The sequence below is a fragment of the Actinomadura formosensis genome (assembly GCF_050948385.1).
In the GTDB taxonomy this organism is placed as follows: Bacteria; Actinomycetota; Actinomycetes; order Streptosporangiales; family Streptosporangiaceae; genus Spirillospora; species Spirillospora formosensis.
Genome location: NZ_CP192011.1, coordinates 6129617 through 6155479 on the forward strand (window position 1 = coordinate 6129617; position 25863 = coordinate 6155479).

The 25863-nt window shown below is 71.6% G+C and carries 26 protein-coding genes; 8 read left to right on the plus strand and 18 right to left on the minus strand.

Going from position 1 to position 25863, the window contains the following annotated elements:
• Positions 1 to 124 precede the first annotated feature (124 nt).
• Complete coding sequence (locus tag ACQP1N_RS28800) at positions 125 to 478, plus strand: MerR family transcriptional regulator (protein ID WP_067804038.1); 354 nt, start codon at positions 125 to 127, stop codon at positions 476 to 478.
• Positions 479 to 551: 73 nt separating this feature from the next.
• Here the strand turns inward: ACQP1N_RS28800 and ACQP1N_RS28805 are convergent, their stop codons facing one another.
• From ACQP1N_RS28805 to ACQP1N_RS28835, 7 genes are all read right to left on the minus strand, one after another.
• On the minus strand, positions 552 to 1226 hold the full coding sequence (locus ACQP1N_RS28805) for a response regulator (protein WP_067804036.1): 675 nt from the start codon (positions 1224 to 1226) through the stop codon (positions 552 to 554).
• A 33-nt stretch (positions 1227 to 1259) separates the two neighbouring features.
• Positions 1260 to 2813 carry a sensor histidine kinase gene (locus ACQP1N_RS28810; RefSeq protein WP_433227641.1) on the minus strand — a complete coding sequence of 518 codons (1554 nt, stop codon included), beginning with the start codon at positions 2811 to 2813 and terminating at the stop codon, positions 1260 to 1262.
• Between the two features lie 392 nt (positions 2814 to 3205).
• Positions 3206 to 4171 carry a cation diffusion facilitator family transporter gene (locus ACQP1N_RS28815; protein ID WP_433227642.1) on the minus strand — a complete coding sequence of 322 codons (966 nt, stop codon included), beginning with the start codon at positions 4169 to 4171 and terminating at the stop codon, positions 3206 to 3208.
• Entirely contained in the window at positions 4172 to 5311 is a 1140-nt protein-coding gene (locus ACQP1N_RS28820) for a bifunctional phosphoglucose/phosphomannose isomerase (RefSeq protein WP_433227643.1), read from the minus strand.
• A complete protein-coding gene (locus tag ACQP1N_RS28825; protein ID WP_067804024.1) occupies positions 5308 to 5490 on the minus strand; it encodes a Trm112 family protein in 183 nt (60 codons plus the stop codon). The genes ACQP1N_RS28820 and ACQP1N_RS28825 overlap by 4 nt, the downstream gene beginning before the upstream one ends.
• Before the next feature lie 42 nt (positions 5491 to 5532).
• Positions 5533 to 6888, minus strand: a complete 1356-nt coding sequence (locus tag ACQP1N_RS28830) for a phosphomannomutase/phosphoglucomutase (RefSeq protein ID WP_067804021.1) — start codon at positions 6886 to 6888, stop codon at positions 5533 to 5535.
• Positions 6889 to 7004: 116 nt separating this feature from the next.
• On the minus strand, positions 7005 to 7385 hold the full coding sequence (locus tag ACQP1N_RS28835) for a DUF3499 domain-containing protein (protein ID WP_067804017.1): 381 nt from the start codon (positions 7383 to 7385) through the stop codon (positions 7005 to 7007).
• A 190-nt stretch (positions 7386 to 7575) separates the two neighbouring features.
• Between ACQP1N_RS28835 and ACQP1N_RS28840 the strand changes: the two genes are divergently transcribed.
• The gene (locus tag ACQP1N_RS28840; RefSeq protein ID WP_242608614.1) at positions 7576 to 8004 is read left to right on the plus strand and encodes a metallopeptidase family protein; all 429 of its coding nucleotides are present in this window, start codon (positions 7576 to 7578) and stop codon (positions 8002 to 8004) included.
• Here ACQP1N_RS28840 and ACQP1N_RS28845 read toward each other — a convergent pair.
• The 4 genes from ACQP1N_RS28845 to ACQP1N_RS28860 all read right to left on the minus strand — a co-directional run bounded on the left by ACQP1N_RS28845 (position 8001) and on the right by ACQP1N_RS28860 (position 14290).
• Positions 8001 to 9443 carry a DUF5719 family protein gene (locus ACQP1N_RS28845; RefSeq protein WP_433227644.1) on the minus strand — a complete coding sequence of 481 codons (1443 nt, stop codon included), beginning with the start codon at positions 9441 to 9443 and terminating at the stop codon, positions 8001 to 8003. The two genes, ACQP1N_RS28840 and ACQP1N_RS28845, sit on opposite strands and share 4 nt — an antisense overlap.
• A gap of 3 nt (positions 9444 to 9446) precedes the next feature.
• Positions 9447 to 12686 carry a glycosyltransferase family 2 protein gene (locus ACQP1N_RS28850; protein ID WP_433227645.1) on the minus strand — a complete coding sequence of 1080 codons (3240 nt, stop codon included), beginning with the start codon at positions 12684 to 12686 and terminating at the stop codon, positions 9447 to 9449.
• A gap of 164 nt (positions 12687 to 12850) precedes the next feature.
• A complete protein-coding gene (locus ACQP1N_RS28855) occupies positions 12851 to 13114 on the minus strand; it encodes a WhiB family transcriptional regulator (protein ID WP_021594342.1) in 264 nt (87 codons plus the stop codon).
• A 234-nt stretch (positions 13115 to 13348) separates the two neighbouring features.
• A complete protein-coding gene (locus tag ACQP1N_RS28860) occupies positions 13349 to 14290 on the minus strand; it encodes a hypothetical protein (protein WP_433227646.1) in 942 nt (313 codons plus the stop codon).
• A gap of 310 nt (positions 14291 to 14600) precedes the next feature.
• Here ACQP1N_RS28860 and cofD point away from each other — a divergent pair, with 310 nt between their 5' ends.
• From cofD to ACQP1N_RS28875, 3 genes are all read left to right on the plus strand, one after another.
• Positions 14601 to 15554 (plus strand): 2-phospho-L-lactate transferase, encoded by a 954-nt coding sequence (gene cofD, locus ACQP1N_RS28865; RefSeq protein ID WP_433227647.1) that lies wholly within the window; start codon positions 14601 to 14603, stop codon positions 15552 to 15554.
• On the plus strand, positions 15551 to 16837 hold the full coding sequence (locus ACQP1N_RS28870; RefSeq protein ID WP_433227648.1) for a coenzyme F420-0:L-glutamate ligase: 1287 nt from the start codon (positions 15551 to 15553) through the stop codon (positions 16835 to 16837). The genes cofD and ACQP1N_RS28870 overlap by 4 nt, the downstream gene beginning before the upstream one ends.
• Before the next feature lie 66 nt (positions 16838 to 16903).
• Positions 16904 to 19459: a bifunctional FO biosynthesis protein CofGH gene (locus ACQP1N_RS28875; RefSeq protein ID WP_433227649.1), complete on the plus strand. Its 2556-nt coding sequence runs from the start codon at positions 16904 to 16906 to the stop codon at positions 19457 to 19459.
• A 23-nt stretch (positions 19460 to 19482) separates the two neighbouring features.
• Here the strand turns inward: ACQP1N_RS28875 and ACQP1N_RS28880 are convergent, their stop codons facing one another.
• Both ACQP1N_RS28880 and ACQP1N_RS28885 read right to left on the minus strand, forming a co-directional pair.
• Complete coding sequence (locus tag ACQP1N_RS28880) at positions 19483 to 19680, minus strand: BldC family transcriptional regulator (protein ID WP_067803993.1); 198 nt, start codon at positions 19678 to 19680, stop codon at positions 19483 to 19485.
• A gap of 172 nt (positions 19681 to 19852) precedes the next feature.
• Entirely contained in the window at positions 19853 to 20392 is a 540-nt protein-coding gene (locus tag ACQP1N_RS28885) for an ATP-binding protein (protein WP_433227650.1), read from the minus strand.
• Between the two features lie 444 nt (positions 20393 to 20836).
• Here ACQP1N_RS28885 and ACQP1N_RS28890 point away from each other — a divergent pair, with 444 nt between their 5' ends.
• The 3 genes from ACQP1N_RS28890 (at position 20837) to ACQP1N_RS28900 (ending at position 22208) form a co-directional block, all read left to right on the plus strand.
• A complete protein-coding gene (locus ACQP1N_RS28890) occupies positions 20837 to 21694 on the plus strand; it encodes a helix-turn-helix domain-containing protein (RefSeq protein WP_433227651.1) in 858 nt (285 codons plus the stop codon).
• Between the two features lie 13 nt (positions 21695 to 21707).
• Complete coding sequence (locus tag ACQP1N_RS28895; protein WP_433227652.1) at positions 21708 to 21926, plus strand: DUF397 domain-containing protein; 219 nt, start codon at positions 21708 to 21710, stop codon at positions 21924 to 21926.
• A 66-nt stretch (positions 21927 to 21992) separates the two neighbouring features.
• Positions 21993 to 22208 (plus strand): DUF397 domain-containing protein, encoded by a 216-nt coding sequence (locus ACQP1N_RS28900; protein WP_433227653.1) that lies wholly within the window; start codon positions 21993 to 21995, stop codon positions 22206 to 22208.
• Between the two features lie 68 nt (positions 22209 to 22276).
• On the opposite strand, the gene ACQP1N_RS28905 is transcribed toward ACQP1N_RS28900, so the two are convergent.
• The 5 genes from ACQP1N_RS28905 to ACQP1N_RS28925 all read right to left on the minus strand — a co-directional run bounded on the left by ACQP1N_RS28905 (position 22277) and on the right by ACQP1N_RS28925 (position 25723).
• The gene (locus ACQP1N_RS28905; protein WP_433227654.1) at positions 22277 to 23155 is read right to left on the minus strand and encodes a protein kinase; all 879 of its coding nucleotides are present in this window, start codon (positions 23153 to 23155) and stop codon (positions 22277 to 22279) included.
• A complete protein-coding gene (locus ACQP1N_RS28910) occupies positions 23094 to 23951 on the minus strand; it encodes a radical SAM protein (protein ID WP_433227655.1) in 858 nt (285 codons plus the stop codon). The genes ACQP1N_RS28905 and ACQP1N_RS28910 overlap by 62 nt, the downstream gene beginning before the upstream one ends.
• A gap of 160 nt (positions 23952 to 24111) precedes the next feature.
• Complete coding sequence (locus tag ACQP1N_RS28915; RefSeq protein WP_433227656.1) at positions 24112 to 24960, minus strand: helix-turn-helix domain-containing protein; 849 nt, start codon at positions 24958 to 24960, stop codon at positions 24112 to 24114.
• 21 nt (positions 24961 to 24981) lie between these two features.
• On the minus strand, positions 24982 to 25497 hold the full coding sequence (locus tag ACQP1N_RS28920) for a DUF6879 family protein (protein ID WP_433227657.1): 516 nt from the start codon (positions 25495 to 25497) through the stop codon (positions 24982 to 24984).
• Entirely contained in the window at positions 25469 to 25723 is a 255-nt protein-coding gene (locus ACQP1N_RS28925) for a hypothetical protein (protein ID WP_433227658.1), read from the minus strand. The genes ACQP1N_RS28920 and ACQP1N_RS28925 overlap by 29 nt, the downstream gene beginning before the upstream one ends.
• Positions 25724 to 25863 lie beyond the last annotated feature (140 nt).

Sequence of the window (25863 nt, forward strand, 5' to 3'; positions counted from 1 at the left end):
GCCCGGTACGCGAGGACTTGACGGGCCGGTGCGGCGGCGTCAACGCGGCGAGTCTACGGGCGCCCGGCGGGCAGAGGCACGACCGGGGACGACTTTCTGACGCTGATTTGTCAGAATCAAAGCCATGCGCATCACGGAGGCCGCCCGGCGGCTCGGTACCTCGCCCCGCATGCTCCGCTACCGCGAGGCCCTCGGGCTGCTGCCCGTCACCCGGGAGTCGGCCCTGGCCGGGCGCGGGAGCGGCCACCGGCGGTTCGGGGAGGCGGAGCTGCGGGCCGTCGCGCTCGCCCTCGCGCTGGAGAAGCGCTACGACATCGGCCCGGCCGAACTGGCGTTCGGGCTGCGCGTCCTCGCCGAGCCACAGGTGCAGGCGCATGTGCGCGAACTGGGCGAACGCATCGGACGGCTTTCCGCCCCGCCGGCCCGCGCGCTCGATTTCGAGAAGGAGAAGGCGATGCGCCTGCTGCGCCGGCGTTGACCGCGACGATCCCGCCGAACCGGCGAGAAGGCGGTCAGGGGCGGCGGTGCCGCGGCCACCCGCCCTGCCGCGGCTAGTTCGCGGCGTTCTCGCCCGGCACCACCACGCCGGACTCGTAGGCCAGCACCACGGCCTGCGCGCGGTCGCGCAGGCCGAGCTTGGTGAAGACGCGGGCCACGTGCGTCTTGACGGTGTGCTCGCTGACCACGAGCCGCCGGGCGATCTCCCCGTTCGACAGGCCCCCGGCGATCAGCACCAGGACCTCGCTCTCCCGCGCGGTCAGCGTCGCCAGTTCCGCCGGGGGCCGCGGACGGCTGCGGCGCTGCCTGCCGAACTCGCGGATGAGCCGCCCGGTGACCTGCGGCGCGAGCAGCGAGTCGCCGCCCGCCACCACCCGGACAGCGCAGACCAGTTCCTCGGCGGTCGCGTCCTTCAGCAGGAAGCCGCTCGCGCCGGCGGCGAGCGCGTCATAGACGTACTCGTCCACGTCGAACGTGGTGAGGACCAGCACCCGGACGTTCTCGGCACCGGGCAGCGCGAGAATGCGGCGGGTCGCCTCGATGCCGTCCATGCCGGGCATCCGGATGTCCATGACGACGATGTCGGGACGGCTCCGCTCGGCGAGCCGGACCGCCTCGCGGCCGTCGCCGGCCTGGCCGACGACGGTGATGTCGTCCTGCGCGTCCAGCAGCGCGGCGAACCCGGCCCGCACGATCGTCTGGTCGTCGGCGATCAGCACGCTGATCACGGCCGCCGCCCCGCCCGGTCGGGGACGGCAGGATCAGGGGCGGTGCCCCGGCGGCACCTGCGAACCGTGTCCACGGTCGGAATTCCCTTCCCTCGTCAGCGGAAGCTCGGCCTCCACCAGGAAACCGCCCTCGGTGGCCGGCCCGGCGGAGAACCGCCCGCCCAGCATGGTCGCACGTTCCCGCATCCCGACGAGCCCGTGTCCGCCACCGGGTTCCGGCATCTCCAGCCGGGTGCGCCCGTCCACCGCGGTCGGGCCCGCCGGGTCCAGCACCGCGGTACGGGAGTGGGGATCGTCCCGATTCGGTACCTGGGTCCGCGCGGACCCGCCGCCGTCGCGGACCCGGACCGCCAGCCGGTCCGGCAGGAACATCAGATCGACGTGCACGTCCGCGCCGGGCGCGTGCCGCCGCGCGTTCGTCAGCGCCTCCTGGACGATCCGGTACGCCGACAGCTCGACCGTCGTGGACAGCGCCCGCGGGTCGCCGTGCACGGCGAGGTCGACGCTCCCGCCCGCGCCGCGGTGCTGCTCGATCAGGTCGGGCAGCCGGTCGAGCCGCGGCTGCGGGGAGTTCGCGGTGTCCGGTCCGGGCGCGGCGTCGGCGCGCAGCACGCTGAGCAGCCGCCGCATCTCCACCAGCGCCTCCCGCGCCGTCTTCGCGATCTCGGTGTAGCCGGCGCGGGCCTCCGGCGACAGGTTCGCCATCGTGTACGGGGCCGTCTCCGCCTGCACGGCGATCATGGAGACGGAGTGCGCGACGACGTCGTGCAGTTCGCGGGCGATGCGGGCCCGTTCCCGCATCACCGCCTGCTCCCGCTGGACGGCGGTGAGCCGGGTGAGGGTCTCGTTGGTGCGTTCGGCGGCGGCGGCCTCGGTCCGCCCGGCCGACTCCACGACGCGCCGCGCGTCCCCGAGGCCGATGGCGGCGAGGACGGCGATGATCGGCACCGGCCACGGGATGCCGTCGAGCGTCCTGGTGGCGAGGTAGACGACCGCGATCGTGGCGACGCTGCCGACCGCGAGGACCCCGGTCGACTGGCGGGGCAGCCGCCGGCCCAGCGCGTACAGCGTGCAGAGGGCGACGAAGCTCGTGGTGACCAGCGGGGTCTGCCTGGTGAGCAGGCTCGCCGCGACCGCGCTGAGCACGACGGCCGCGACCGGCCGCAGGCTCTCCCGGCGCCAGACCAGCGGGAGCGTCGCCGCGACCGCGAACCCGCCCGCGCGGCTGATCGGCGAGTCCTCCCGCGGCGCCAGCTCGGCCAGCGCGGCGATCGTGAGCGCGAGCCCGGTCAGCGGGGCGAAATACCAGGAGCCGGAGATCTCCCGCCAGGTGTTGATCCACCGGGGCAGCGGCGCCGTCGCGCCACCGGGGCCCGGGACGGGGGCCTGTCCCCCGCCGCCGTTCAGCCGGGCGCCGAGCCGCGCCGCCAGGGGACGCAGCAGGGCGCCGATCCCGGTGAGGATCCACAGGAGCAGCTGGCCGACGCCCGCCACGATCCGGCCGGACAGCCGCCACGCGTGGTGCGCGACGGCTGGGCCGAACCCCGCGGGGTCGGGTCCGGTCCGGGCCTTGTCATCGGAGGTCACCTCTCCATACTGACCTTTACGGCCTGCCGTGGCCTCACCTCCCGGATGTATTGGGAGGAGCCGGATCCACCTGGAGTACGACGCGGGTTCCCTCCTTGAGGGGGACGTGCGGGAGAGCCTCGCGAACGTAATGTCGTACCTGTGACCGCGACGGCAGCCATCGCCGACGTAGGGGGTTCGGCGGGGCGGCCGCGGTCACACCAGAACCGCCCGGTTTCAGGGGTCCGGGCGGGGAGGCATGGGAAGCACCTCGCCGGACGGCCGCGGTACGCCTCCACGGAGGCACTCGCCGGTCTCGCCTGGGCTGGGGTTCGGCCGGCACGGACGGCGGCCGTCCGGCGGGGGGTCCCATGTTCCCGGGGGTCGGTTCCCCCGGGGCCCGTTGCGGGCGGTCAGGACGACGCCGGCGTCTCCGGAGCCGGCTCCGCGCCCGTGATGCCCTGGCGGGACGCCTCGTCCAGCGCCGGCTCCAGGTAGATCAGCTTCGCCTCGGGGACCTGCGCCCGGATCCTCGCCTCGGCCGCGTCGATGCCGCGCGCCACCTCGGCGGCCGTGTCGTCGTGGTAGACGGCGATCTTCGCGGCGATCAGCAGCTCGTCCGGGCCGAGGTACTCGGTCCTGATGTGGATCAGGCGGGCGACCTCGTCCACCGACTCCAGCGCCTCGATGATCCGCCGCTCGGTGCCCGGGTCGACGCCCTCGCCGATCAGCAGGCTCTTCGTCTCGATCGACAGGATCGTGGCGACCACGCCGAGCAGCACGCCGATCGCCACGGTGCCGATGCCGTCCCAGATGCCGTCGCCCGTGGCCACCGCCATCGAGACGCCGAACAGCGCCAGGATCAGGCCGACCAGCGCGGCGAGGTCCTCCAGCAGGACGACCGGCAGTTCGGGCGCCTTGGCCCGCCGGATGAACGCCCACCAGGACTGCTCGCCCCGGATCTCGTTCGACTCCTTGATCGCGGTGCGGAACGAGAACGCCTCCAGCCCGATCGCGACGATCAGCACCGCGAACGCCCAGATCGGGGACTTGACGTCCTCCGGGTGGGAGATCTTGTGGTAGCCCTCGTACAGCGAGAACGCCGACCCCACGGTGAACAGCACCACCGCGACGACGAACGCGTAGAAGTAGCGTTCGCGGCCGTAGCCGAACGGGTGCTCCGGCGTCCGGTTCCGCTCGGACCGTTTGCGGCCGATCAGCAGCAGCCCCTGGTTGCCGGAGTCGGCCACCGAGTGGATCGACTCCGCCAGCATCGACGACGAACCGGTGAACGTGAACGCGACGGCCTTGGACACCGCGATCCCGAGGTTGGCGGCCAACGCGGCGACGATGGCCTTTGTTCCACCCTCAGCACTCATCTACGCAATCCTCGCTTTGAGCTCTTCGATGGCAGGCACGGGCGTCGGATCCACGCCCAGCGCGATAGCCAAGTAAACCGTGACATAGTCCGCCAACGCGATCAGTGTCGCGATTCTCTCCAGCGGATGCTCACCCTCCGCCTGGATCTCGGTGACCGCCACGCCCCGCCCGCGGGCCATCCCGGCGGACGCCTCGCACCGCCTGCGCACCCGCGGGTGCTCCTCCACATCGCGCATGAGGACCAGGTGCAGCCCGTGCTCGGGTTCGTCGGCGCGGTCGCGGAAGAAGTCCTCCGGGTCGGAGGGGGAGCCATCGCGCGTGAAGACACCGTCGAACGCCATCACCTGGTTGTGGTCCGCCTCCGGCAGCTCACCGAAGACGGCCGGGTACTTGGCGTTCTCGTTGAGCTGGCAGGACAGCCGGTACGCCGCCGCCGACGCCACGGCCGACGAGCCCCACACCAGCGGCACGTCGCCGGCGAGGTCGAGCGCGATCCGCTTGGCGGGATTGACGAACGGCTCACTGGACGGACGGCACCGATGCGCGACGTCCTCCAGCAGCGTGGCCGCCGACTCCAGCACGGCGTCCGGGACGTCCGCCAGGCGCAGTGCACGCGCGGCGAGGACCAGGGGGATCGTGAGGCCCCACAGCATCGAACGCGGCTGCCCCGACGGCCGGGCGGGGACGAACACCCCGCGGCTTCTGGCGGCCAGGTCGGCGAGCGGAGACCCCGCCGCGCCGACGAACATCAGCCTGCATCCGCGCCGGGCCGCCTCCACGGCGACCTCAAGGGTCTCCTCCGTCGTCCCCGAGCCCGACACCGCGATGACGAGATCGGCCGCGCCCACCCAGCCGGGCAGCCGGTACCCGCGCACCGTGACGACGGGAACCGCACAGCCCGCGCCGCACACCGCCGCGAGCACGTCACCCGCGACACCGGAGGCCCCCATGCCGGCGACCACGACCGCACGCGGCCGGCCGTCCGCCGCCAGCCCGGCCACGCCCGCCTCGGCCGCCGCCCGCCGCGCCTCCCGCACCTGCGCCGCCGACGAGGCCACCTGCCGCAGCATCCCGCCCGGATCCGCCGCCTCGGCCGCCTCCGCGTCCTCCAGCCGTGCGGGGTCGAGCCCCTGGCTCACGAGGCGGGCGTCCTGGCCTCGTCGACGAGCAGGACGGGGATGTCGTCGCGGACGGGGTAGGCGTAGCCGCACGAGCCGGCGCACACCAGCTCGTCGGCGTCCCCGTCGGGGCGGAGGTCACCCCCGCAGTTGGGGCAGGCCAGGATCTCCAGCAGCCAGGAGTCCAGGTTCATCGTCATGGCAGCGTCACTTCTCCCCTACAGTCGCTTTTCCCGGACCGGTCACTTCTCCCTGACCAGGGCCAGGACCTCGGCACGGATCGCCGCCATGGTCGCCTCGTCGCCCGCCTCCGCGTTGAGGCGCAGCAGCGGTTCGGTGTTGGAGGGCCGGAGGTTGAACCACCATCCGGCGGACTCGTCGCCCACGGTCAGCCCGTCCAGCTCGTCGATCCGCACCCCGGGCCGCCCGGCGAAGGCGTCCTTGACCTTCGCGGCGGCCGCGTCCTGGTCGGCGACCTCGCTGTTGATCTCGCCGGAGGCGGCGTAGCGGGTGAACTCGCCGAGCAGCTCCGACAGCGGCCCGTCCTGCTCCCCGAGCGCGGCGAGGACGTGCAGGGCCGCCAGCATCCCCGAGTCGGCGAACCAGAAGTCGCGGAAGTAGAAGTGCGCCGAGTGCTCGCCGCCGAACACCGCGCCCGTCTCCGCCATCGTCTGCTTGATGAACGAGTGCCCGACGCGGGTGCGGACCGGCGTCCCGCCGTGCTCGGAGACGATCTCCGGGACGGCCTTGGACGTGATCAGGTTGTGCACGATCGAGGAGCCGGGGTGCTTGGCCAGCTCCCGCGTCGCGACCAGCGCGGTGATCGCGGACGGGGAGACGATCTCGCCGCGCTCGTCCACCACGAAGCACCGGTCGGCGTCGCCGTCGAACGCGAGCCCGATGTCGGCGCCCGTCTCGCGGACCTTGGCCTGCAGGTCGCGCAGGTTCTCCGGCTCGATCGGGTTGGCCTCGTGGTTGGGGAAGGTGCCGTCCAGCTCGAAGTACAGCGGCACCAGGTCGATCGGCAGCCCCGCGAACACCGACGGGACCGTGTGGCCGCCCATGCCGTTGCCCGCGTCCACGACCACCTTGAGCGGCCGGATCGACGACAGGTCGACGAGCGTCTTCAGGTGCTCGGCGTAGCCCTTCAGGACGTCGCGCCGCGACACCTTCCCCGGCTCGCCGTCGTAGGCCGGGACGCCCTTCTCGACCATTTCCCGGATCTCGGTGAGGCCGGTGTCGCGGCCGACCGGGCGGGCCCCGGCGCGGCACAGCTTCAGCCCGTTGTACTTGGCCGGGTTGTGGCTCGCGGTGAACATCGCGCCCGGCATGTCGAGGCTGCCGCTGGCGTAGTAGAGCATGTCGGTGGACCCGAGCCCGGCCTCGATCACGTCCGCCCCCTGGGACGTGGCGCCGCGCGCGAACGCCTCGGCCAGCGGGACCGACGACTCCCGCATGTCGTGCGCGGTGACGACCGCGCTCGCGCCGGTCACCCGGACGAACGCCGCGCCGACCGCCTCGGCCATCCCGGGGTCGAGCTCATCCGGGACGACACCGCGGATGTCGTACGCTTTGAAGATCTTGCCGAGGTCGCCCACTCACGCTCCCTGTCCGAAGAACCCGTGCCCGAAAGACTGCGTGCCCAAAGAAATGGCGGGTTCACGAGCCTACCGGGAAGGAGAGACGCGACCGGCCCCGGTGTAACGGCTGGAAGTCATTCCTGGCCGGGCTGGGTAGCGGCGGGCTCAGAGCGCAGGATGCGCAGATGCCCGCGGCGCCCGACCTCGGTGCCCTGCCCCACCGGCTCGTGGCCGGTCCCGGGGGCGGGTCTGGCGGCCTCCCGGACGGCGTCGGCGAGGGCCTCCAGGTCGTCCGCGCTGGGCTCGGTCTCCTCCTCGACGGGGAGTCGCACCAGTTCCCACCCCATCGGGGCGGTGAGCCGCTCGGAATGCTCCGCGCAGAGGTCGTAGCAGTGCGGCTCGGCGTACGTGGCGAGCGGCCCCAGGACCGCGGTGGAGTCGCGGTAGACGTACGTGAGCGTGAACACTGCGGGCGCCTTACAGGCGGTTCGGGAGCAAGTGCGGACGGGGCTCACGATGGCTGACCGTACCTCCCTCCACCCGGCTCCGCCACCACCCCGGCGCACGTGTCGCCGGTTACCGGGCGATTTCCGGGTAACAACTACAATCCGTATGACCCTGAATTCTCACCGTACGGTATATGGCGGACCGGTCATCCGGTATCTCCCCGCCGGTCACCGGCATCAACGGAGGTAGGCTGGACGGGTGCGATCCCGTGTGGCAGGCGTACGGCGCCGCGACCGGCACGGTCGTGGCCTCCGTGGTCCTCTGACACCCCCGCAGGCGCCGGTCTCACGGACCCGCGCGGAACGGTTCGACGACCTCGTCGACGACGAGGTGCGGCGGCTGGTCCGGCGCTGGGGCCGCGAACTGGCCCGGGTGGCGTTCGCGGTCGAGGAGGTGCCGGACGTCGAACCGTGGTTCGACGGGCCCGTGCCGCTCAGCGGAACGCTCTCCGGCGACGGTGGCCGGCCGGTGCGCATCGTCGTGTTCCGCCGTCCCGTCGAGGCCCGCGCCTCCGGCGAGGCGGAACTCGCCCGCATGGTCCGCGACCTGCTGGTGGAGGAGGTCGCCGATCTCCTCGGTCTCTCCCCCGAATCCGTCGACCCCAGCTACGACTCGCCCGACGACTAGGGCGTCAGGGCGGTCTGGGAGTCGGCGGTGCCCGGGAGGTGGAGGGTCGCCGGGGCGGGGACGATGGGCAGGACGGTGAACAGGTAGCCGTCGCCCTTGCCCTTGGAGAGGGTGCGGGACGCGTAGACGGGCGCTGAGCCGGGCTTCGGGAGGATCACGGTGCCGTAGGCCGTGTCGTCCTTCGCGTCCTTGCCGGGCGCGGTCAGCTTGGTCTCGACGGTGCGTCCGGCCGGGATCTCGATGTCGCGCGCGGGGCTCCTCCCCGCCGCGTTCATGGTGATGACCTGCACGGTCGCCGCGCCCGACGGTGCGGTGAGGACGAGCGAGGAGTCGAACCGGTTGTCGGCGACGACACCGGGCTCAGCGGCGGTGAGCGGCGGCGTGGCCGCCCCGTAGGCGATGTCGGCGCCCCGGGTGGCGGCGAAGCCGGCCAGGATCGGCCGGTCGGAGACCAGCCGGACGGCGGCGGCCTTCCCGGAGAGCGCCCCGTCGAGGGGCACGGACGTGACGGTCTTGGCGGGGGCGTCCAGGATGTCCTGTCCCTGCGGGGCGAACGCGCCGCCCGACGTGATCACCTGGACCGTGATGCGGGCGTCGGCCTCGCCGGGGACGCCGACCAGGAGGCGGCGTTCGCCGGAACCGGCCGGCACGCCGGGAACGAGCACGGACGTCGCGGGCCCGGGCGACCGCGGCAGCCACTCGATGCCCTCCTTCTCCCCGGCCCGGGCGCGCAGCGACGCGGCGACGCGCCCGCTGGTGGTGCGCACGCGGACGGCGAGGTCGGCGGCGGTCTTCACGATGTCGCCGAGGCCCTCCGCCGACCGGCCGATCTGCACGATCTTGGTGGTGTAGGGCTCGACGGGCGTGCCGCGTCCGTCGACGGTGTCGAGCGGGCCCTCGCCGGACAGGGCGGTGAGGTCAACGGACGCCGGCTGCGCGTCGACGTTGGTCAGGTAGAGGTCGAGTTCGTCGGCGGCGACGGGACCCGGGCTCAGGAACCACAGGTCGGTGCCGGGTGCGGCGCAGCGGGCCCCGGCAAGGCCGCGGCCGGCGCCGCGGCCCCAGTGCGTGGTCTGCTCGGCCTCCAGTCCGGCGGCGAGAGCGCCGGTGGCGCGGATGGTGTAGGAGTCCCTGCCGGATTCGGTGTCCTTGTCCCAGGACTGTCCGGGCGTGGTGATGGAGGCGAGCGGAGACCCGCCCTTGGTCGGCGTCACGTCCACGCGTCCGCCGCCTTTCTGGGACGGGGACTGGACCGCCAGCCGGCCCTCCTCGTGCCCTGGACAGACCACCAAGGCATGGGTGACCGGAGCCTGACGGCCTTTTTCGGACGCCTCACCGGGACGGGAGAACGTCGCCGCCCCGTACAGCGCGGCGACGGCGACGAGTATGAGGGCGGCGGTGGCATAGCGCATGCCGAGGAGGCGCAGGACCTTGTCCATGGGTCAGGACACCTCCTCCGGGCTCGGCTCCTTGACGGGCTCTGGGGGCGCTTCGCGCGGAACGCGGGCACGGCGAGGGCGGGCTGAATGAGCACGGGCAGGGTGAGCGCGGCGCCGTCCGCGTCGGCGTCGCTCCCTGTCGCCGGTGAACATGAGGGTGTCGGGCTGGGCGCCGGGCAAGGCCAGAACGACCACGAGCAAGACGGCGATGCCCTGGATGACGAGCCACGTGTGCCGCATCATCATCGATCGCGTCAGCTTGAACTCTCCTCCGGCCGGAGGGATGTCGTAGCCCTGCGCCCAGCCGTCCACCGTGTGCGATCCGAGGTTGCGGCCGTTCAAGGTGGCCTTCCAGCCACCGCCGGCGGGTTCGGCCAAGAGGAGGGTGCGCTTGCCCTGCCCCGGTGGGATCCGCACGTTGGCGTCGATACGCCCCGCCCGCAGTGGCCTGACCGTGGAGCCTTGCAGAAGCATCATCCGGGCGGACGTCGCCTGGAGCCGCCACACGGCGAACGTCCCCGTACGGCTGAGGCGGGTCAGCTCCGGTGACGCGTCCAGAACCTTGGTGAGCGGGTCCTTCCTGGGGTGCGGCACCAGGAGGTATTGGACGCCCATACGGGTCAGTGCAGGCCCGTCATCACCTTCGCGTCCTGCGGCCAGACCGGCGACGAGGTCGTCCATGCGTTCGCGGGCCCGGCCGCCCACCGTGACCTCTGATTCGCCCAGCATCGGACGCGCGTCCCTGAGAACCGTGTAGGAGATGCGCCCGGTCGGCTCTCTGTGCAGGACGAGCGTCCTCGGCCCGTCCGGCCCCCGGAGGAACATGGGCACGGTGTCAGGGTTGATCCCGCCCAGGGGCCCGCCCGCACCGCCGACGACCCAGAACGCGGCGGCCAGGACGGGCGCGGTCAGTGCGGCGAGCACCACGGCCGTCCCTCCCGCCCGGTAGGTCAGGTGCCTGCCGGCCAGGACCTCGGTGCCGCGCTGGACGGCGGCGGTCGCGGCGAGCAGCACCCCCGCGCCCGCGAAGATCAGCGCCGTGCCGGGCCAGACCGGCGCCTCGTCCGCGCCCTTGGCGACGGTCGCGGCGCTGGTCAGCACGGCGACGAGCAGCCCGAAGACGGCCAGCAGCCAGCCGGCCAGCACCATCGCGCGGCGGCTGCGCAGCGGCAGCGCCAGCACCGCGACGGCCAGCAGGCCGGCGAGCGCCCACCGCGCGGGCGTGCCGGGCCCGCCCGGGTCGAGCGCCAGCAGGTCGGCCGCGGCGGCGGGCTCGAACCGCCGGTGCAGGCCCGCCTCGGTGAGGAGCCGGGAAGGGTGCAGCAGGAGGCCGATGGTCCACGGCAGCATCAGCAGCGGCGGGACGCCGAGCGCGATGCCGAGGTTGCGGCGGCCCTGCCGTCCCGGCCGGTCGAGCAGCGCCCACACCATCCCGGCCGCCAGCACGGCGATCGGCCAGACGAGCGGGACGAACGCCATCGCGACGGCGAGCAGCAGCGCGACCGTCCACGCGGCGCGTCCCGCGCGTTTGCGCCGCGCCGGTGCGTCGAAGCGGGCGGCGTCCGAGCGCGGCAGCCCGTAGACGCGGGCGGCGTGCACGGCGATCGGCGGGAGCAGGACGAGGACGACGGCGGTGCCGAGGCGGCCGCCCGCGACGGCGCCGGTCGCGGCGGGCAGCAGCGCGTACCCGGCGGCGAACCACGCGCGGACGACGCGGACGGGGACCCGGCGGCCGGCCGTGCGGGCGCGGCGGCCCGTCAGCGACGGCTCCACGATCAGCAGCCGGGACGCGCGGTAGGCGGTGAGGCCGGCGAGCGGCACACTGCCCAGCAGCAGGAGCGACACCACCAGCCACGGCTTGCCGAACAGCAGCGTGGACAGCGCGGCGAGCACGCCGACGTAGGGCGGGCTCCCGGCGTCGGTGCCGAGCCCGACCGGATGCCAGCCGGACAGGTACTGCTCCCACAGGTCGCTCGCGCCGCCCCACGCGGGCACGAGCGCACCGCCGCCCAGCCGTCCGGCATCGGTGATCAGGGAGCGTTCGGCGGCGACCGCGACGGCGGCCAGCGCGAGGACGAGCAGGACGCCGGGGCGCGCGAGGAACCGGCGGAGCGCACCCGGCTCCTCCGCCATGAGGTCGTCCTCCTGCACCTCGCGGACCCGCTCGTGCGCGGCGAAGTACTCCGAGACCGCCTCGACCGCCCGGCGCAGCACCACCCGGCGCGGCTGGAAACGCCGGACGCTGCGGTACACGCGCGTCCGGCCGTCCGCGCGGACGGCCCGTGCCCGGCGCAGCCGGCCGGGGGCGCACAGCACATCGGCGAGGGCGCGCAGTTCCTCGCGCGCCTCGCCCGGCCGCTTGGTGATCAACAGGTAGAAGGCGTGGACGAGGGACGCCCACACGTTGCGGACGACGGCCCGTGGCAGCGCGGGAAGCGGCTGGTTGGCGAGCAGTGTGAGCAGGGCGTTGCGGCGGTCCCGGCGGGCCGGATGCTCCGCCGTCATGCCGATCTCGCGGAGCCCCCGCCGGGACGCCTCCGCGTGGTACACGACCGCGTCGCCGGCCAGGACGACCCGCTGCCCGGCCGCGTGGACCCGCCAGCAGAAGTCCAGGTCGTCGCGGAAGACGCCGTATTCGACGTCGAAGCCGCCGAGCCGCTCCCACACCTCCCGGCGGACCAGCATCCCGGCGCTGCCGACGGCCAGCACGTCCCGGACGCCGTCATGCTGGCCCTGGTCGAACTCGTCCCGGTCCAGGCCCCGCTCGCGGCGCCCGGCGGCGTCCACGGTGACGCCCACCTCGCGCAGGACGCGGCGGTCGTCCCAGTCGCGGACCTTCGGGCCGAGCACCGCCACGTTCGGGTCGGTGGCGGCCGTCCGCAGCAGGTGGGCGAGCGCGTCGGGGGCGGGCACGGAGTCGTCGTGCAGCAGCCAGATCCACTCGGTGCGCGGGTTTCCGGGATCATCGTCCGGGACGGGCGCGGACGCGGCGTCCTGCCGGAGCGCCTCCGCGATCGCCTCCCCGTACCCGGTGGTGCGCGGCAGCGTGAGGACCTTGTCCGCGCCGAGGACCTCGGCGAGCACGGCGGGCCCGCGGTCACGGCTTCCGGTGTCCACGGTCACGAGGCGCTGCACGGGGCGCGTCTGCGTCAGCAGCGCCTTCAGCGTCTCCGGCAGCCACCGCGCACCGTCATGGGTGACGAGGACCGCCGTGACGACGTGACGATCGAGAGTGGGGGTCAAGGAGCGCTCGATCTGTGCGACGACAGGGCCGGTGCTGAAAAGAACAGCAGCCGTGCCGGCCCGGAGGCCGGCACGGCTGATTACTGTACGCGTGGCCGCGTGCGACACGCTCCGGATCCGCGAAGATCCGGGACACGCGGGTCGGCCGGAACGGTCCCGGCCCGCTAAACGGCCTGGCGCTTCAACTTGCGCCGTTCCCGCTCGGAGAGTCCACCCCAGATACCGAAACGCTCATCGTGCTGCAACGCGTATTCCAGGCACTCCGTACGCACCTCGCATGCCCGGCACACCTTCTTGGCCTCGCGAGTGGAACCGCCCTTCTCCGGAAAGAACGCCTCCGGGTCCGTCTGCGCGCACAAGGCGCGCTCCTGCCAACCCAACTCTTCGCCATCTGTGCCGTGCGCCAGCGGGATGACCACCTCGCTCACAGCGCACCTCCCTGCCCGTGAAACCCCCTGGTCAATGCCATCCCTCCGGTTACTTCCCCCGAGAAGGCATTGAAACTACATCCACGAAATTACACGCGTGCGGCGACTGTCCCGTCAAGCCGGATGGCTTTCCTGGGCGCCAAAGTGGGATATACCGGGATGTGCTCGATGACCCCCGGGTGAAGACCGGTTAATCGGCTGGTCATCGCCGGGCTTCGGGTCCGACCGCTCCGGTCACTGCGGCGGCGGCGGACGGTTGTCCCGGTACCAGTCGCCGCCGTCCTGCTGGTCGCCGCCGCCCTGCGGCGGCGCGGGCTGGGTGCCCTGCGGCCCCTGCTCCTGACCGGAGCCGCCGTAGGCGCGCGTCCACTCGCCCATGTCCTCCTGGTCGGCGGACGGCTGCTGGGCCTGCTGCTGCGCCTGCTGCTGGCCGGACTGGTAGCCGCCCTGGGCGCCGTACTGCTGGTGGTCCTGCTGCTGGTGGTCCTGCTGCTGCCCGTACTGCTGGTAGCCCTGCTGCCCGTACTGCTGCTGGTCGTACTGCTGCTGGTCGTAACCCGGCTGCTGCGCGGCCTGCTGCCCCTCGGCGCCGGGCTGCCGGCCGTACTGCTGGTACTGCTGGTACTGCTGCTGGCCGTAGCCCTGCTGCCCGTACTGCTGCTGGCCCGGCTGCTGCCCCTGCTGGTACCCGAAGTCGGGGTAGCCCTGCTGCATCTGCGGCTGAGGCTGCGGACGCGGCGGCTGCATCCCCTGGAACACGGTGAAGACGAACCACCCGCCGACACCGACCACGGCGAGCTTCCCGGCCCCCACCAGGAACGCGGCGAGCTTCGTCAGCGCCGTCACGTACGTGGAGTCGGCGAGCATCCCGCTGAGCCACACGATGACCCCGAACAGGGCGATCCCGCCGAGGACGCCGAGCGCCCCCATGGTGATCGTCCTGGCCTGCGGCGTCGGGGTCTCGCCCGAGGTCACCAGGAACACCGCGAGGGCGAGGACGCCGACGAGCGTGATCTGCAGGAACGTCCCGTCCCGCGCCTCTCCCAGCGCGCGGGCCGTGAACGGCCCTTCACCGCCCAGAAGGTGGATGAGTCCCGCGAGCAAGTGCAGTCCCGCCGCGGCGAGCAGTACCCAGGCGGCCGGTTCGCGCAGGCGCTGGACGGCTTCCTTGTTCACGGTGATATCTCCAGACCGGGACCGAGGCATTCCGATTACGCGCCAAAGCTTTGCATAATTTCGTCCGGAGGGGCGACCTCTTGGGTCCCTGGCTCAACGCAGGCGATCCACCCGCCGCCGTGGCGGTCTCCGCGCCCGTTACGGTTGGCCCGGTGCCACCGCGCCCACCTGCGCAAACGGGCATACGCCCGCCACTTGCCGGCGCTCGCTCCACCCCCCTGCCCGTGGACGGGGGCTGAGGCTCGGTCCGAGAGGGGCGGGAGATGACCGTCCTGGAAGGTGGAGGTAGGGGGCGCCGTAGGGTTGGGTTATGAAGATCGTGTGTCTGGCGGGCGGGATCGGCGGGGCCCGGTTCCTGCGAGGGCTGCGGACGGCGGCTCCGGAGGCGGAGATCACCGTCATCGGGAACACCGGGGACGACATTTCGCTGTTCGGGCTACGGGTGTGCCCCGACCTGGACACCGTCATGTACACGCTCGGCGGCGGCATCAACGAGGAGCAGGGCTGGGGGCGGGCCGCGGAGACGTTCACCGTCAAGGAGGAGTTGGCCGCCTACGGGGTGGGGCCCGAGTGGTTCGGGCTCGGTGACCGGGACTTCGCGACCCACATCGTCCGGACGCAGATGCTCGAGGCGGGTTACCCGCTGTCGGCGGTCACCGAGGCGCTGTGCGACCGGTGGAAGCCGGGGGTCCGGCTGATCCCGATGACCGATGACCAGGTCGAGACGCATGTCGTGATCGAGGACGACAGGGGGCGGCGGGCGATCCACTTCCAGGAGTGGTGGGTGCGGTTGCGCGCGTCCGTCCCGGCGCTGTCGATCACGGCGGTCGGCGCGGAGAAGTCCAAGCCGGCGCCGGGGGTGCTCGCGGCGATCGAGGCGGCCGACGTGGTGCTCTTCCCGCCGTCCAACCCCGTGGTGAGCATCGGGACGATCCTGGCGGTTCCCGGGATCCGGGACGCGGTGGCGGCCAAGACCGTGGTCGGCGTCTCCCCGATCATCGGCGGGGCGCCCGTCCGGGGGATGGCCGACGCCTGCCTGAAGGCGATCGGGGTGGAGACGTCGGCGCGGGCGGTCGCGGAGAGCTACGGGCTCGGGCTGCTGGACGGCTGGCTCGTCGACGAGGCCGACGCGGACGTCCGGGTCGAGGGCATCGAGGTGCGGTCCCGGCCGCTGCTGATGAGCGACGCGGTGGCGACCGCCGACATCGCGCGTGCGGCGCTTGAGCTGGCGGCCGAGGTGGAGCGGGCGGAGGACGCGGGGTGAACCTTCAGGTCTTCGGGGTCGCGGGAGTGCCGGAGGTCGCCGAGGGCGACGACATCGCGGCGCTGCTCCCGGAGGGGACGGTCCGGGACGGGGACGTCCTCGTCGTCACGTCCAAGATCGTCAGCAAGGCGGAGGGGCGGGTCCTGGTCGCCGCCGACCGGGAGAAGGCCATCGACGCCGAGACCGTGCGCGTGGTGGCGCGGCGGGCGCACGCGCGCGGCGAGACGCGGATCGTGGAGACGCGGCAGGGGCTGGTGCTCGCCGCGGCCGGTGTGGACGCGTCCAACACGAGGCCGGGCACGGTGCTGCTGCTGCCGGAGGACCCGGACGCGTCGGCGCGGCGCATCCGGGCCGGGGTGCGGGCGCGGACCGGGGCCGAGGTCGGTGTGATCATCTCCGACACGCTCGGGCGGCCCTGGCGCAACGGGCTGACCGACGCGGCCATCGGGGTCGCGGGGCTGGCGCCGCTCAGCGACCTGCGGGGACGCGACGACGGCTACGGCAACCGGCTGGAGGCGACCGTCACGGCCGTGGCGGACGAGATCGCCGCGGCGGGCGAACTGGTGAAGGGGAAGCTCGGCGGGGTGCCGATCGCCGTCGTGCGCGGCCTGTCCGGGCTGGTCACGCCGGAGGACGGGCCGGGGGCGCGGGCGCTGGTCCGGCCGCCGCGGGAGGACATGTTCCGGTTCGGGTCGGCGGACGTGCTGCGCGCGCGGCGCACGATCCGCGAGTTCACCGCCGAGCCGGTGGACCCGGCGGCGGTGCGGCGGGCCGTCGGCGCCGCGATCACCGCGCCGGCGCCGCACCACACGACGCCGTGGCGGTTCGTCCTGCTGGAGTCGGCGGAGTCCCGGACGCGGCTGCTGGACGCGATGCGCGACGCCTGGGCGGCCGACCTGCGCCGGGACGGCTTCTCCGCGGAGTCGGTCATCCGGCGGCTGCGGCGCGGCGAGGTGCTGCGGCGGGCCCCCTACCTCGTCGTCCCGTGCCTGGTCATGGACGGTTCGCACGACTATCCGGACGAGCGGCGGTCCCGCGCGGAGCGGGAGATGTTCGTCGTCGCGGCGGGCGCGGGCGTGGAGAACCTGCTGGTCGCGCTGGCGGTGGAGGGGCTCGGCTCGTGCTGGGTGTCGAGCACGATGTTCTGCCGCGATGTCGTGCGCGGCGTGCTCGATCTGCCGGACGGCTGGGACCCGATGGGCGCCGTCGGTGTCGGCCACCCGGCCGCGCCCCCGCGGGAGCGTCCGCCGCGCAGTCCCGAGGCGTTCATCGAGGTCAGGTGAGTGCGGCGGGCGAGTTGCGGGACCCCGGCGCGGCGCGGATTATGACGATTGGCATAGAGTGCCCGCATGGACGCCACGAGCTCCGCTCTTCGCCGGGCCCTGGCCCGCGCGCGTGACGGCAAGACACTGGACCGGTCCGAGGCCGCGACGCTGCTGCGGGCCCGCGGGGCACAGCTCGACGATCTGCTCGCCCACGCGGCCCGTACCCGGGACGCCGGGCTGGAGGCCGCCGGCCGGCCCGGCGTCATCACCTACAGCCGCAAGGTCTTCATCCCGTTGACCCGCCTGTGCCGGGACCGCTGCGGGTACTGCACGTTCGCGACCGTCCCCCACAGACTGGACTCGCCGTATCTCGGCCCGGACGAGGTGCTGGAGATCGCGCGGCGGGGCGCCGAGATGGGCTGCAAGGAGGCCCTGTTCACGCTCGGCGACCGCCCCGAGGACCGGTGGAGGCAGGCCCGCGAGTGGCTGGACGCGCACGGCTACGACGACACGCTCTCGTACGTGCGCGCGATGGCGATCCGGGTGCTGGAGGAGACCGGCCTGCTGCCCCACCTGAACCCGGGTGTGCTGACCTGGCGCGACTTCCAGCGGCTCAAGCCGGTCGCCCCGTCCATGGGGATGATGCTGGAGACGACGGCGACGCGGCTGTTCAGCGAGCGCGGCGGCCCGCACTTCGGGTCGCCGGACAAGGACCCGGCCGTCCGGCTCAGGGTCCTGGAGGACGCGGGACGGACGAACGTGCCGTTCACGACCGGCATCCTCATCGGCATCGGCGAGACGCTCGAGGAGCGCGCGGACGCGATCTTCGAGATCCGGCGGACGATGCGCGAGTACGGGGCGATCCAGGAGGTGATCGTCCAGAACTTCCGCGCGAAGCCGGACACGAAGATGCGCGCCGTCCCGGACGCCGAGCTGGACGAGCTGGCCGCGACGATCGCGGTGACGCGGCTCGTGCTCGGGCCGAAGGCGCGGGTCCAGGCGCCGCCGAACCTGGTCGCCGACCAGTTCGCGCTGATGCTGCGCGCCGGGATCGACGACTGGGGCGGGGTCTCGCCGCTGACGCCGGACCACGTGAACCCGGAGCGGCCGTGGCCGCAGCTCGACGAGCTGGCCGCCAGGACGGCCGAGTCGGGGTTCGCGCTGCGGGAGCGGCTGACGATCTATCCCGAGTACGTGCGGCGGGGCGAGCCGTGGCTCGACCCGCGGCTCGCCGGGCACGTCGCGGCGCTGGCCGATCCGGTGACCGGGCTGGCGCGGGAGGACGCGGTGCCCGCGGGGCGCCCGTGGCAGGAGCCCGACGGCGGTTTCGAGGCGTCCGGGCGAACCGACCTGCACACCGAGATCGACACGACCGGCCGTACGGGCGACCGCCGGGACGACTTCGACGAGGTCTACGGCGACTGGGACGCGCTCAGGGAACGCATGTCCGCTCCCCAGCGGTTCGATGCGGACGTCAAGGCCGCTCTCTCGCGCGCGGAGCAGAACCCCGTGGGACTGTCGGACGATGAGGCGCTGGCCCTTCTGCACGCCGACGGGCCGGAACTGGACGCGCTCGCCTCACTGGCCGACGACCTGCGGCGCGAAGCGGTCGGCGACGACGTCACGTACGTCGTCACGCGGAACATCAACTTCACGAACGTCTGCTACACCGGCTGCCGGTTCTGCGCCTTCGCACAGCGCCGCACGGACGCCGACGCCTACACGCTGTCGTTGAGCCAGGTCGGGGACCGGGTGGACGAGGCATGGGCGGCGGGCGCGACCGAGATCTGCATGCAAGGCGGAATCCACCCGGATCTGCCGGGCACCGCCTACTTCGACCTCGCGCGCGAGGTGAAGCGGCGCGCGCCCGACATCCATCTGCACTCTTACAGCCCGATGGAGGTCGTGAACGGCGCGGCCAGGACCGACCTATCGATCCGGGAGTGGTTGCAGGCGGCGAAGGAGGCCGGGGTCGACTCGCTGCCGGGGACGGCCGCCGAGATCCTGGACGACGACGTCCGATGGGTGCTGACCAAGGGGAAGCTGCCCACCGACCAGTGGATCGAGGTCGTCACCACGGCGCACGAGCTGGGCATCCCGACGACGTCCACGATGATGTACGGGCATGTGGACACCCCGGCGCACTGGGTCGCGCATATCAAGCTGCTGCGGTCCATCCAAGAGCGGACGGGTGGGTTCAGTGAGTTCGTCTTGCTGCCGTTCGTCCACCACAACTCGCCCATCTACCTCGCCGGGCTGGCGCGTCCGGGGCCGACCGTCAGGGAGAACATCGCCGTCCACGCCTTGGCGCGCATCCTGCTGCACGGTGCGATCCCCAATATCCAGACGTCCTGGGTAAAGCTGGGAGACGAATTGTGTACGCGCGTCCTGCGAGGGGGCGTGAACGACCTGGGCGGCACGCTGATGGAGGAGACCATCAGCCGCATGGCGGGGTCCGAGAACGGCTCGTTCAAGCCCATCAGCGAACTGGAGGCGATCGCGGCACGCGCGGGCCGCCCCGCCAGGCAGCGGACCACCCTCTACGGCGAGGTGCCGGCGGAGCGCCTGGAGGCGTCCCGCCGCACGGACGGCATAGGCACTTTCGGACGGCTCCGGGCGCTCCCGATCTCAACGACGTGATCAGGGTGCCCAGAACGCTGCCGTCAGGCGTCGTGTCCGGGACCCCGCAGCAGGGCCACGACCTCCGCCTTCCGGTAGCGGCGGTGGCCGCCCAGAGTGCGAACCCAGGTCAGCTTCCCGGCCTGCGCCCAGCGGGTCACGGTCTTCGGGTCGACGCGGAACATTGCCGCCACCTCGGCGGGGGTCAGCAGTTCCTCGGCGTTGACACGCTGCTTCGACATGGGGGGTTGTCTCCTCTTCAGTAGGTATCGCGTCGTCTGTGCCGGTTCCCTTGGGTGCGTCGAGGCGGACCGGTGGCGTGTCGGCCGCCCCGCCCCCGGCCCCCCGCCAGGAGCGCGACGGACGCAAGGCCCGTCGCCACCCCAAGAGAGAACGCCAGGACCATCGGGACGTTCACCGGGCGGCGTCGCACCGCGCAGGCGCCCGGCCCGTCTCACCAAGCTCTTCTCCCGCGTGCGCCCCGCCGTCCGGCATGGCATCCGGTGCGAAGGCCGTCCTTCTCGCCACCTCGATCCAGACGGTCCGGTCCCCGGTGTCCGGGTCGGCGAGGTGGCCCCAGCGGTCCGCGAGGGCCTCCACGATCATCAGGCCGCGTCCTCGGATGTCATCGGCGTTCGGGCGCCGGGGCGCCGGAACCGTCGTGCCGCCCCCGACGTCCGTGACCTCGATCCGCAGGCCGTCCGGCCCGCAGACCGCGACCAGGCGCACCCGGCCGCCCGGGCGGCCGGCCGCACCGGAGTGCTGGCAGGCGTTCGTGACGAGCTCCGAGATCATCACCTCGACGTCACCGAGGTCGAGTCCCCGGACGTCGCCGAGCCATCCGCGCACGCAGCGGCGGGCACGGCCCGCCGCCGCCTCCTCGGCGGGCCAGGACACGTCCATGATCATTTCGTTGTTGCCGGGACCTGATACGGTCCCCAGAAGTACGGGCATGCTCGTCCGTTCCGGGGCCGCGCCAGCCGCCCGTCCCTGACCACGTCAGGGTCACCGTCCGCCTGGGCAGAGGCGGACGGAGGGCATTCAGTCTGGCGTCGGCCCCCTCTCTTCGCTGGTGCTTGTGGACAGGTACTCACCGATCACCGCGCGGCACCCCTCCAGTTCACCGGCGCCGCCGCACGATCCGGGCGATAGCGCCACAACAGGGGCTGTGCAACGACCGAACATGCAAGCCGGGCCGAAAAGCACGATGTGACTGCCGTGATCCGGCCCGTGTGGCACGGTGTGCTCGTGTGGGGAAGTCGACATCAGATCACTATCGGTGAGGTAAACGTGACGCTGCTAGTATCAATGTAATCATTACCGAGTGCAAGCAATGATTACGAATCTCTCGGCCGAGTTGGACTCTGCCGTCACATAAATGATCTTGGTGATTGGATCGTGCCGCCGAAGCAACCCGCGTACATCCCGTCAGTTCGAGCCCGTCGCCTGGCACGCTGGCTGAGCGACTACCGCCTTCAGGCCGGCCTCAGCCAGGACTCTGTCACCGCCAGGCTCGGCTGGTCGCAAGCGAAGCTCAGCCACATCGAACGAGGTCGCAACAAAGCCACGCCGACGGATGTCACGCTCCTCCTCGACATGTACGGCGTCGTCACGCCAGAACGCGAAGCGGTCATCGACCTCGCGGAGAAGGCCGACCAGCGTGGATGGTGGACCGGATACGCCGACGTCTTCAGCAGTCCGTATGTGGCTCTGGAGGACGAAGCCGCGTTCATTGGGGACTGGGCTCCCCAGATCGTTCCTGGCCTGCTCCAGACCCCCGACTACACCCGCGCCATCATGCGAGCGGGAAATCTGGAGCAGACCAGCGCGAAGGAGATCGAACGGCGACTCCAAGCTCGCATGGCCAGGCAGGCGATCCTCACCCGCTCCGAGGACGCACCGCGTCTCCACGTCATCCTCGACGAGTCGGCCATCCGCAAGACGATCGGCGGACCGAAGATCATGCGAGAACAACTCCGGCGGCTCGTCAGCGACGCCGACCGCCCGAACGTCACGATCCAGGTGCTCCCGGCATCGGTCGGCGAACACCCCGGCCTCGATGGCGCCTTCATCATTCTGAAATTCGCAGCGGAAGAGGACCCAGATGTCGCCTCTACCGAGGGGCTGCACGGGGTCGTCTACCTCGAAGATCAACGTCTGGTGACACGTTGTAATGTCGCTTTTGAGCGCCTTCGCGAGTTGGCGCTCGACCCGCAGGAGTCAGTGGCGCTCATCGGGGCCACTGCCGAACAGTAAAGGTCCAGTCCACATGCGCAGTCCGGTCGATCTGTCCGGCGCCGCCTGGCGCAAGAGCAGCCACAGCACCGGCGACGCCAACACCTGTATCGAGGTCGCCACTAACATCCCCGCTGTCGTAGCCGTCCGCGACAGCGTCGACCCCACCGGCCCAGCACTAGTCTTCAGCCCAACCACCTGGAGAACGTTCACCGACAAGCTCAAGAACAGCGAACTCCACCACGGCACCTGACCCTCGCACCGCAGGAGTCAATGGCGCTCATCGGAGCCACTGCCGAACAGTAAAGGTCCAGACCACATGACCCAGATCGACCTGTCCCGCGCTGACTGGTTCAAGAGCAGCCACAGCGGAGACATAAACAACGCCTGCGTCGAGGTCGCCACCAACATCCCCGCCATCGTCGCCGTCCGCGACAGCACCGACCCCACCGGCCCCGCCCTCGTGTTCTCCCCAACCGCCTGGAAGACGTTCACCCACAAGCTCAAGAACAGCGAACTCCACTCCAACGGCTGACCCTCGCACCCGAACGAACGAGGCCCCCGCCATCGTCGTGGCGGGGGCCTCCACATGCGAACGCGCGGCTATGGACGTGATCCATCGCCGATGCCCGCCCGGTGACGCGCCCACGCGCGGCTGGCCGTGGCCATCGCGCCGAGCCACGTGGCGTCGGGACGCCGGTCGGCGAGCGTCCCGTACATGGACGCGTTGGCGTCGGCGAACGCATCGATCCCCGCGGGATCGGCGCCTTTCCACGACGGACAGGCGGACGCCCATCCTTCGGCCTGCTCAGGGCTGTGCCCTGCCGCGACGAGTTGGATGACCAGGAGCGCCGGGTCGATGAAAGCGGCGCCCCGGGTGGGCCACGCCCAGTCGACCGCCCATACCCGGTCGCCGATGATGATGTTGGACGGGTGGATGTCGGTGTACAGCAGTGTTTCCCCGCGCAACAGCTCAGGCTGGTCGGTGTACCGGTCCCACCGGGTCTCATGCCAGTCTGCGGCGAGTTCCGGTAGTGGCAGATCACCGATGCGGTTCAGCAACTCCACCACCATGGGCAGGTCGGCCGAGCCCGCTGTCAGGTCGGCGTGACGGCCTCTGACGATCTCGAAGCCAAGCGCGATCCACTCCGGGCTCTCGGCCTGCCATTGCACAGCCGGGGAGATCGGATGCACCCACGGGTTGATGAGCCCTTCCCGGACCAGGGAATCGCGCCGGCCGCCGGGACGGTTGCGAACGGCCTTGACGAACCATGCGCCTTTCTCACCGGTCACCAGGGCGGTGAGGTCCGAGGAGAATCCGCGCTCGGTCGGCTCGACGGAGATGAGCGCGCCCGTGTGCGGGTACAGCGCCTCAGCGAGTCGGGCCGGGCCGGGAAGATCATTCAACTTGGATCTCCTGTCAGGTGCGCGGGTTGCATTCGCTTCCCGGATGTCCCGGGGTGCATTCCTGATCGGGGTCACAAGCACCCGTGCGGGGGACAGCGCGAATAGCGGCGATGGCCTCGGCCATAGCGGTCCCGCCGACGATAGTGGCCAGCGGTTCCTCATGGACATTGCCCACGCTCATCCACCCGGACATCGCGCACGGCGAGACCTCACCGTGCGGACCGATCGCGGCGCGGCCTTCCCCGCACCGGCCGCACAACTCGGCGGCGGTCGGCGCCTGGTCGGCGTCGGCACGGCCGAACGCCCGTACCCGGTCGACGCGGATCCGCGCGACACCGATCGCGTTCAGGTCGTGGCAAGCCCGCTCGGCCCGGTCGCGGTCGCCGGTGTCGATGACGCCGACGCGCAGCGAAACCCCGAGTTGGACGGCGCGGATGATGTTCGAGCGGGTACGAGCATGGGACGGACGCCGAGTGACGGCGTTGTGTTCGGCCGGGTCGGCGGAGTAGTACGACGTCGCCACCGATACCCCATCGCGCTGGAACAGGTCCCACCAGCAAGCGGACACGTGAACGAGGTTGGTGTACACCTCGACGGACAGACCGAGGTCAAGGGCGTGCTCGGCCAGGGAGACGGCGTCCGGGTGCATCGTCGGCTCGCCCCCGATGTACTGCACGCGGCGGACTCCCCAGGCGGCGGCCTGGTCAAGGACGCGAACCCAGTCGCCGCGGGCCATGGTGCCACGGTCGCCTGTCGGGCCGGAGTCGTTGAAGCAGTGAACGCAGCCGAGCTGGCACATGCGGGTCAGGTCGAGCCAGAGCATGTCAGGCGCCGTCCGCCTGGCCTGCCCGGGTTCCAGGGTGATGGTCACGATGTCCTCCAGCGGCGCGCCTCATCTGTGGTGCGGCGGCCCCGGGTGCGCGCCTCCAAGCCGGGGCTACAGAGATCAAGGCCGTCCATGTCGTCTGCCACAGAGCGTCCACCGGGCGCAGCGCCACAGGCCAGGAGTGTGACCGAGTGTGACATGCGAATCAGCCGAGCTCGCTGATCGCCGAAGTGATCAGGGCTCGTGCGTCCGCGCCGATCACCGCCATCTTGGCCAGTTCTTCGAACGCCTTCGCATAGATCGCGATCTCTCCTGGAGCGGTCACCGTGATGAGTGCGGAGGGGAGTTCTACCTGGACGTTCTCGGCGTCGAACATGGTGAAGTCGGGACGTGGAGCAGCGATGCGCGTCGTAGCGAAGGGGATGACGCCGAGCGCCACCGAGGGCAGCGCCATGGCGGTCAGCAGATGGCCGAGTTGCCCGGCCATGATCTCGGTGCCGCCGAGCCGGTAGCGCAGCACGCTCTCCTCGATCAGGAAGGCGAAGCGGTGGTCTCCCTCGGTAAGGACCTTTTGCCGTTCCATGCGCACCGCGACCGCCGACTCGACATCGTCCGGGAGGTCGCGGAACCGCTGGATCAACCCGAGGAGTGCGCGGGTGTACTCGGTGGTCTGGAGCAGGCCGGGCACGACCCGGGAACAGTAGACGCGCATGTGTCGGCACTCGTCGAACTCGGCCTGCGCCGACTCCTGGAGATGTCTGAGGCCAGTGCGCTGGAGCCGCTTCCATTCGACGTAGCCGCCTTGGACGTCACGGAGTCGGGCTATGAGGTCCTCGGCCTCGTCCGCGACGTTACAGATGCGGCACCAGGTGCGGATGTCACTCCTGGAGGGCGGGCGCGCCACGTGCTCGATCTGGGAGACCTTCGTACGGTGCCATCCGGCTTTGCCTGCCAGCGCCTTTCCGGTCAGGCCGGCTTCAAGCCGGATCTCACGCAGGCGCGCGGCCAGCTCTTCACGGGCGGCCTGTACAGAAGACGACGGTGAAAAGGACATCGGTCGTAACGACGGGCACCGTCACCGCGGCTCGAACTCGGCCTGATCAACGGCCCGCGACCAAACCGCTTCGAACGCGGCAAGGCACAGGTTGATGACCGACGGATCTTCGCTGAACTCCTCGTCGAGGGCGTGTCCCTCCCCTGAGAAGTGATGGAACCGCACCAGCCGGTCGTCGAACACCCAGAAGTCGTTGCCTGGCAGCGCCAGATCGGAGGCACGGCACCGGGAGAGCCAGCGGACCTGCTCCCCGGCCGGAACATTGTGCAGACTGGTCACGGCATGCTCGAAACGGATGTAGTCGGTGACAGGCTCCGACACGAGCCGGGCCCTGCGGACGGTCACGCCACGGGCGACCGCCCCACGGATGAGGCCGAACCACGCGGAGCCCGCGCCGAACCCTTCGAGGGCGCCTGTCTCCCGCCACGCCAGGAACTTGGGGTCATCCGGGGTGTAGGTGTCCCGCATCTCAAGATGGATCGCGGAGCCTTTCGTGGAAGTGAGCAGCTCAGCGAAGCTCGGGACGTTCCCTGGCATCAGGTACCTCCAGTGCCTGCAAGATGATCTCCCGCATCCGTGCCGGGAGTCTCACCACAGTCTCGTAGTCCGCGACCGTGGTGTGCTCGGCCACCTTGGCAAGCGTTTCGTGATCGGTCATCGTCCACCCCACGAGAACGAAGTCGCCGGTGTCGGTGTCCACGAACACCGCAGGGCACTTGTCCTCGTTGGTCTCGGGGTCGATGCCGATGCACAGTAATTCCATGGTGCCCTCCATGGTCGGTGGTGTGCCCAATGGTGACAGGTTCTTTGACCCTTACCCGCAGAGCCCGGCCGGTCAAGCGGTTCGGTGGCCGGATCGGGACCTTCGGCCGGCGCCTGCCGCTGATCGGAACCTGATGCCCG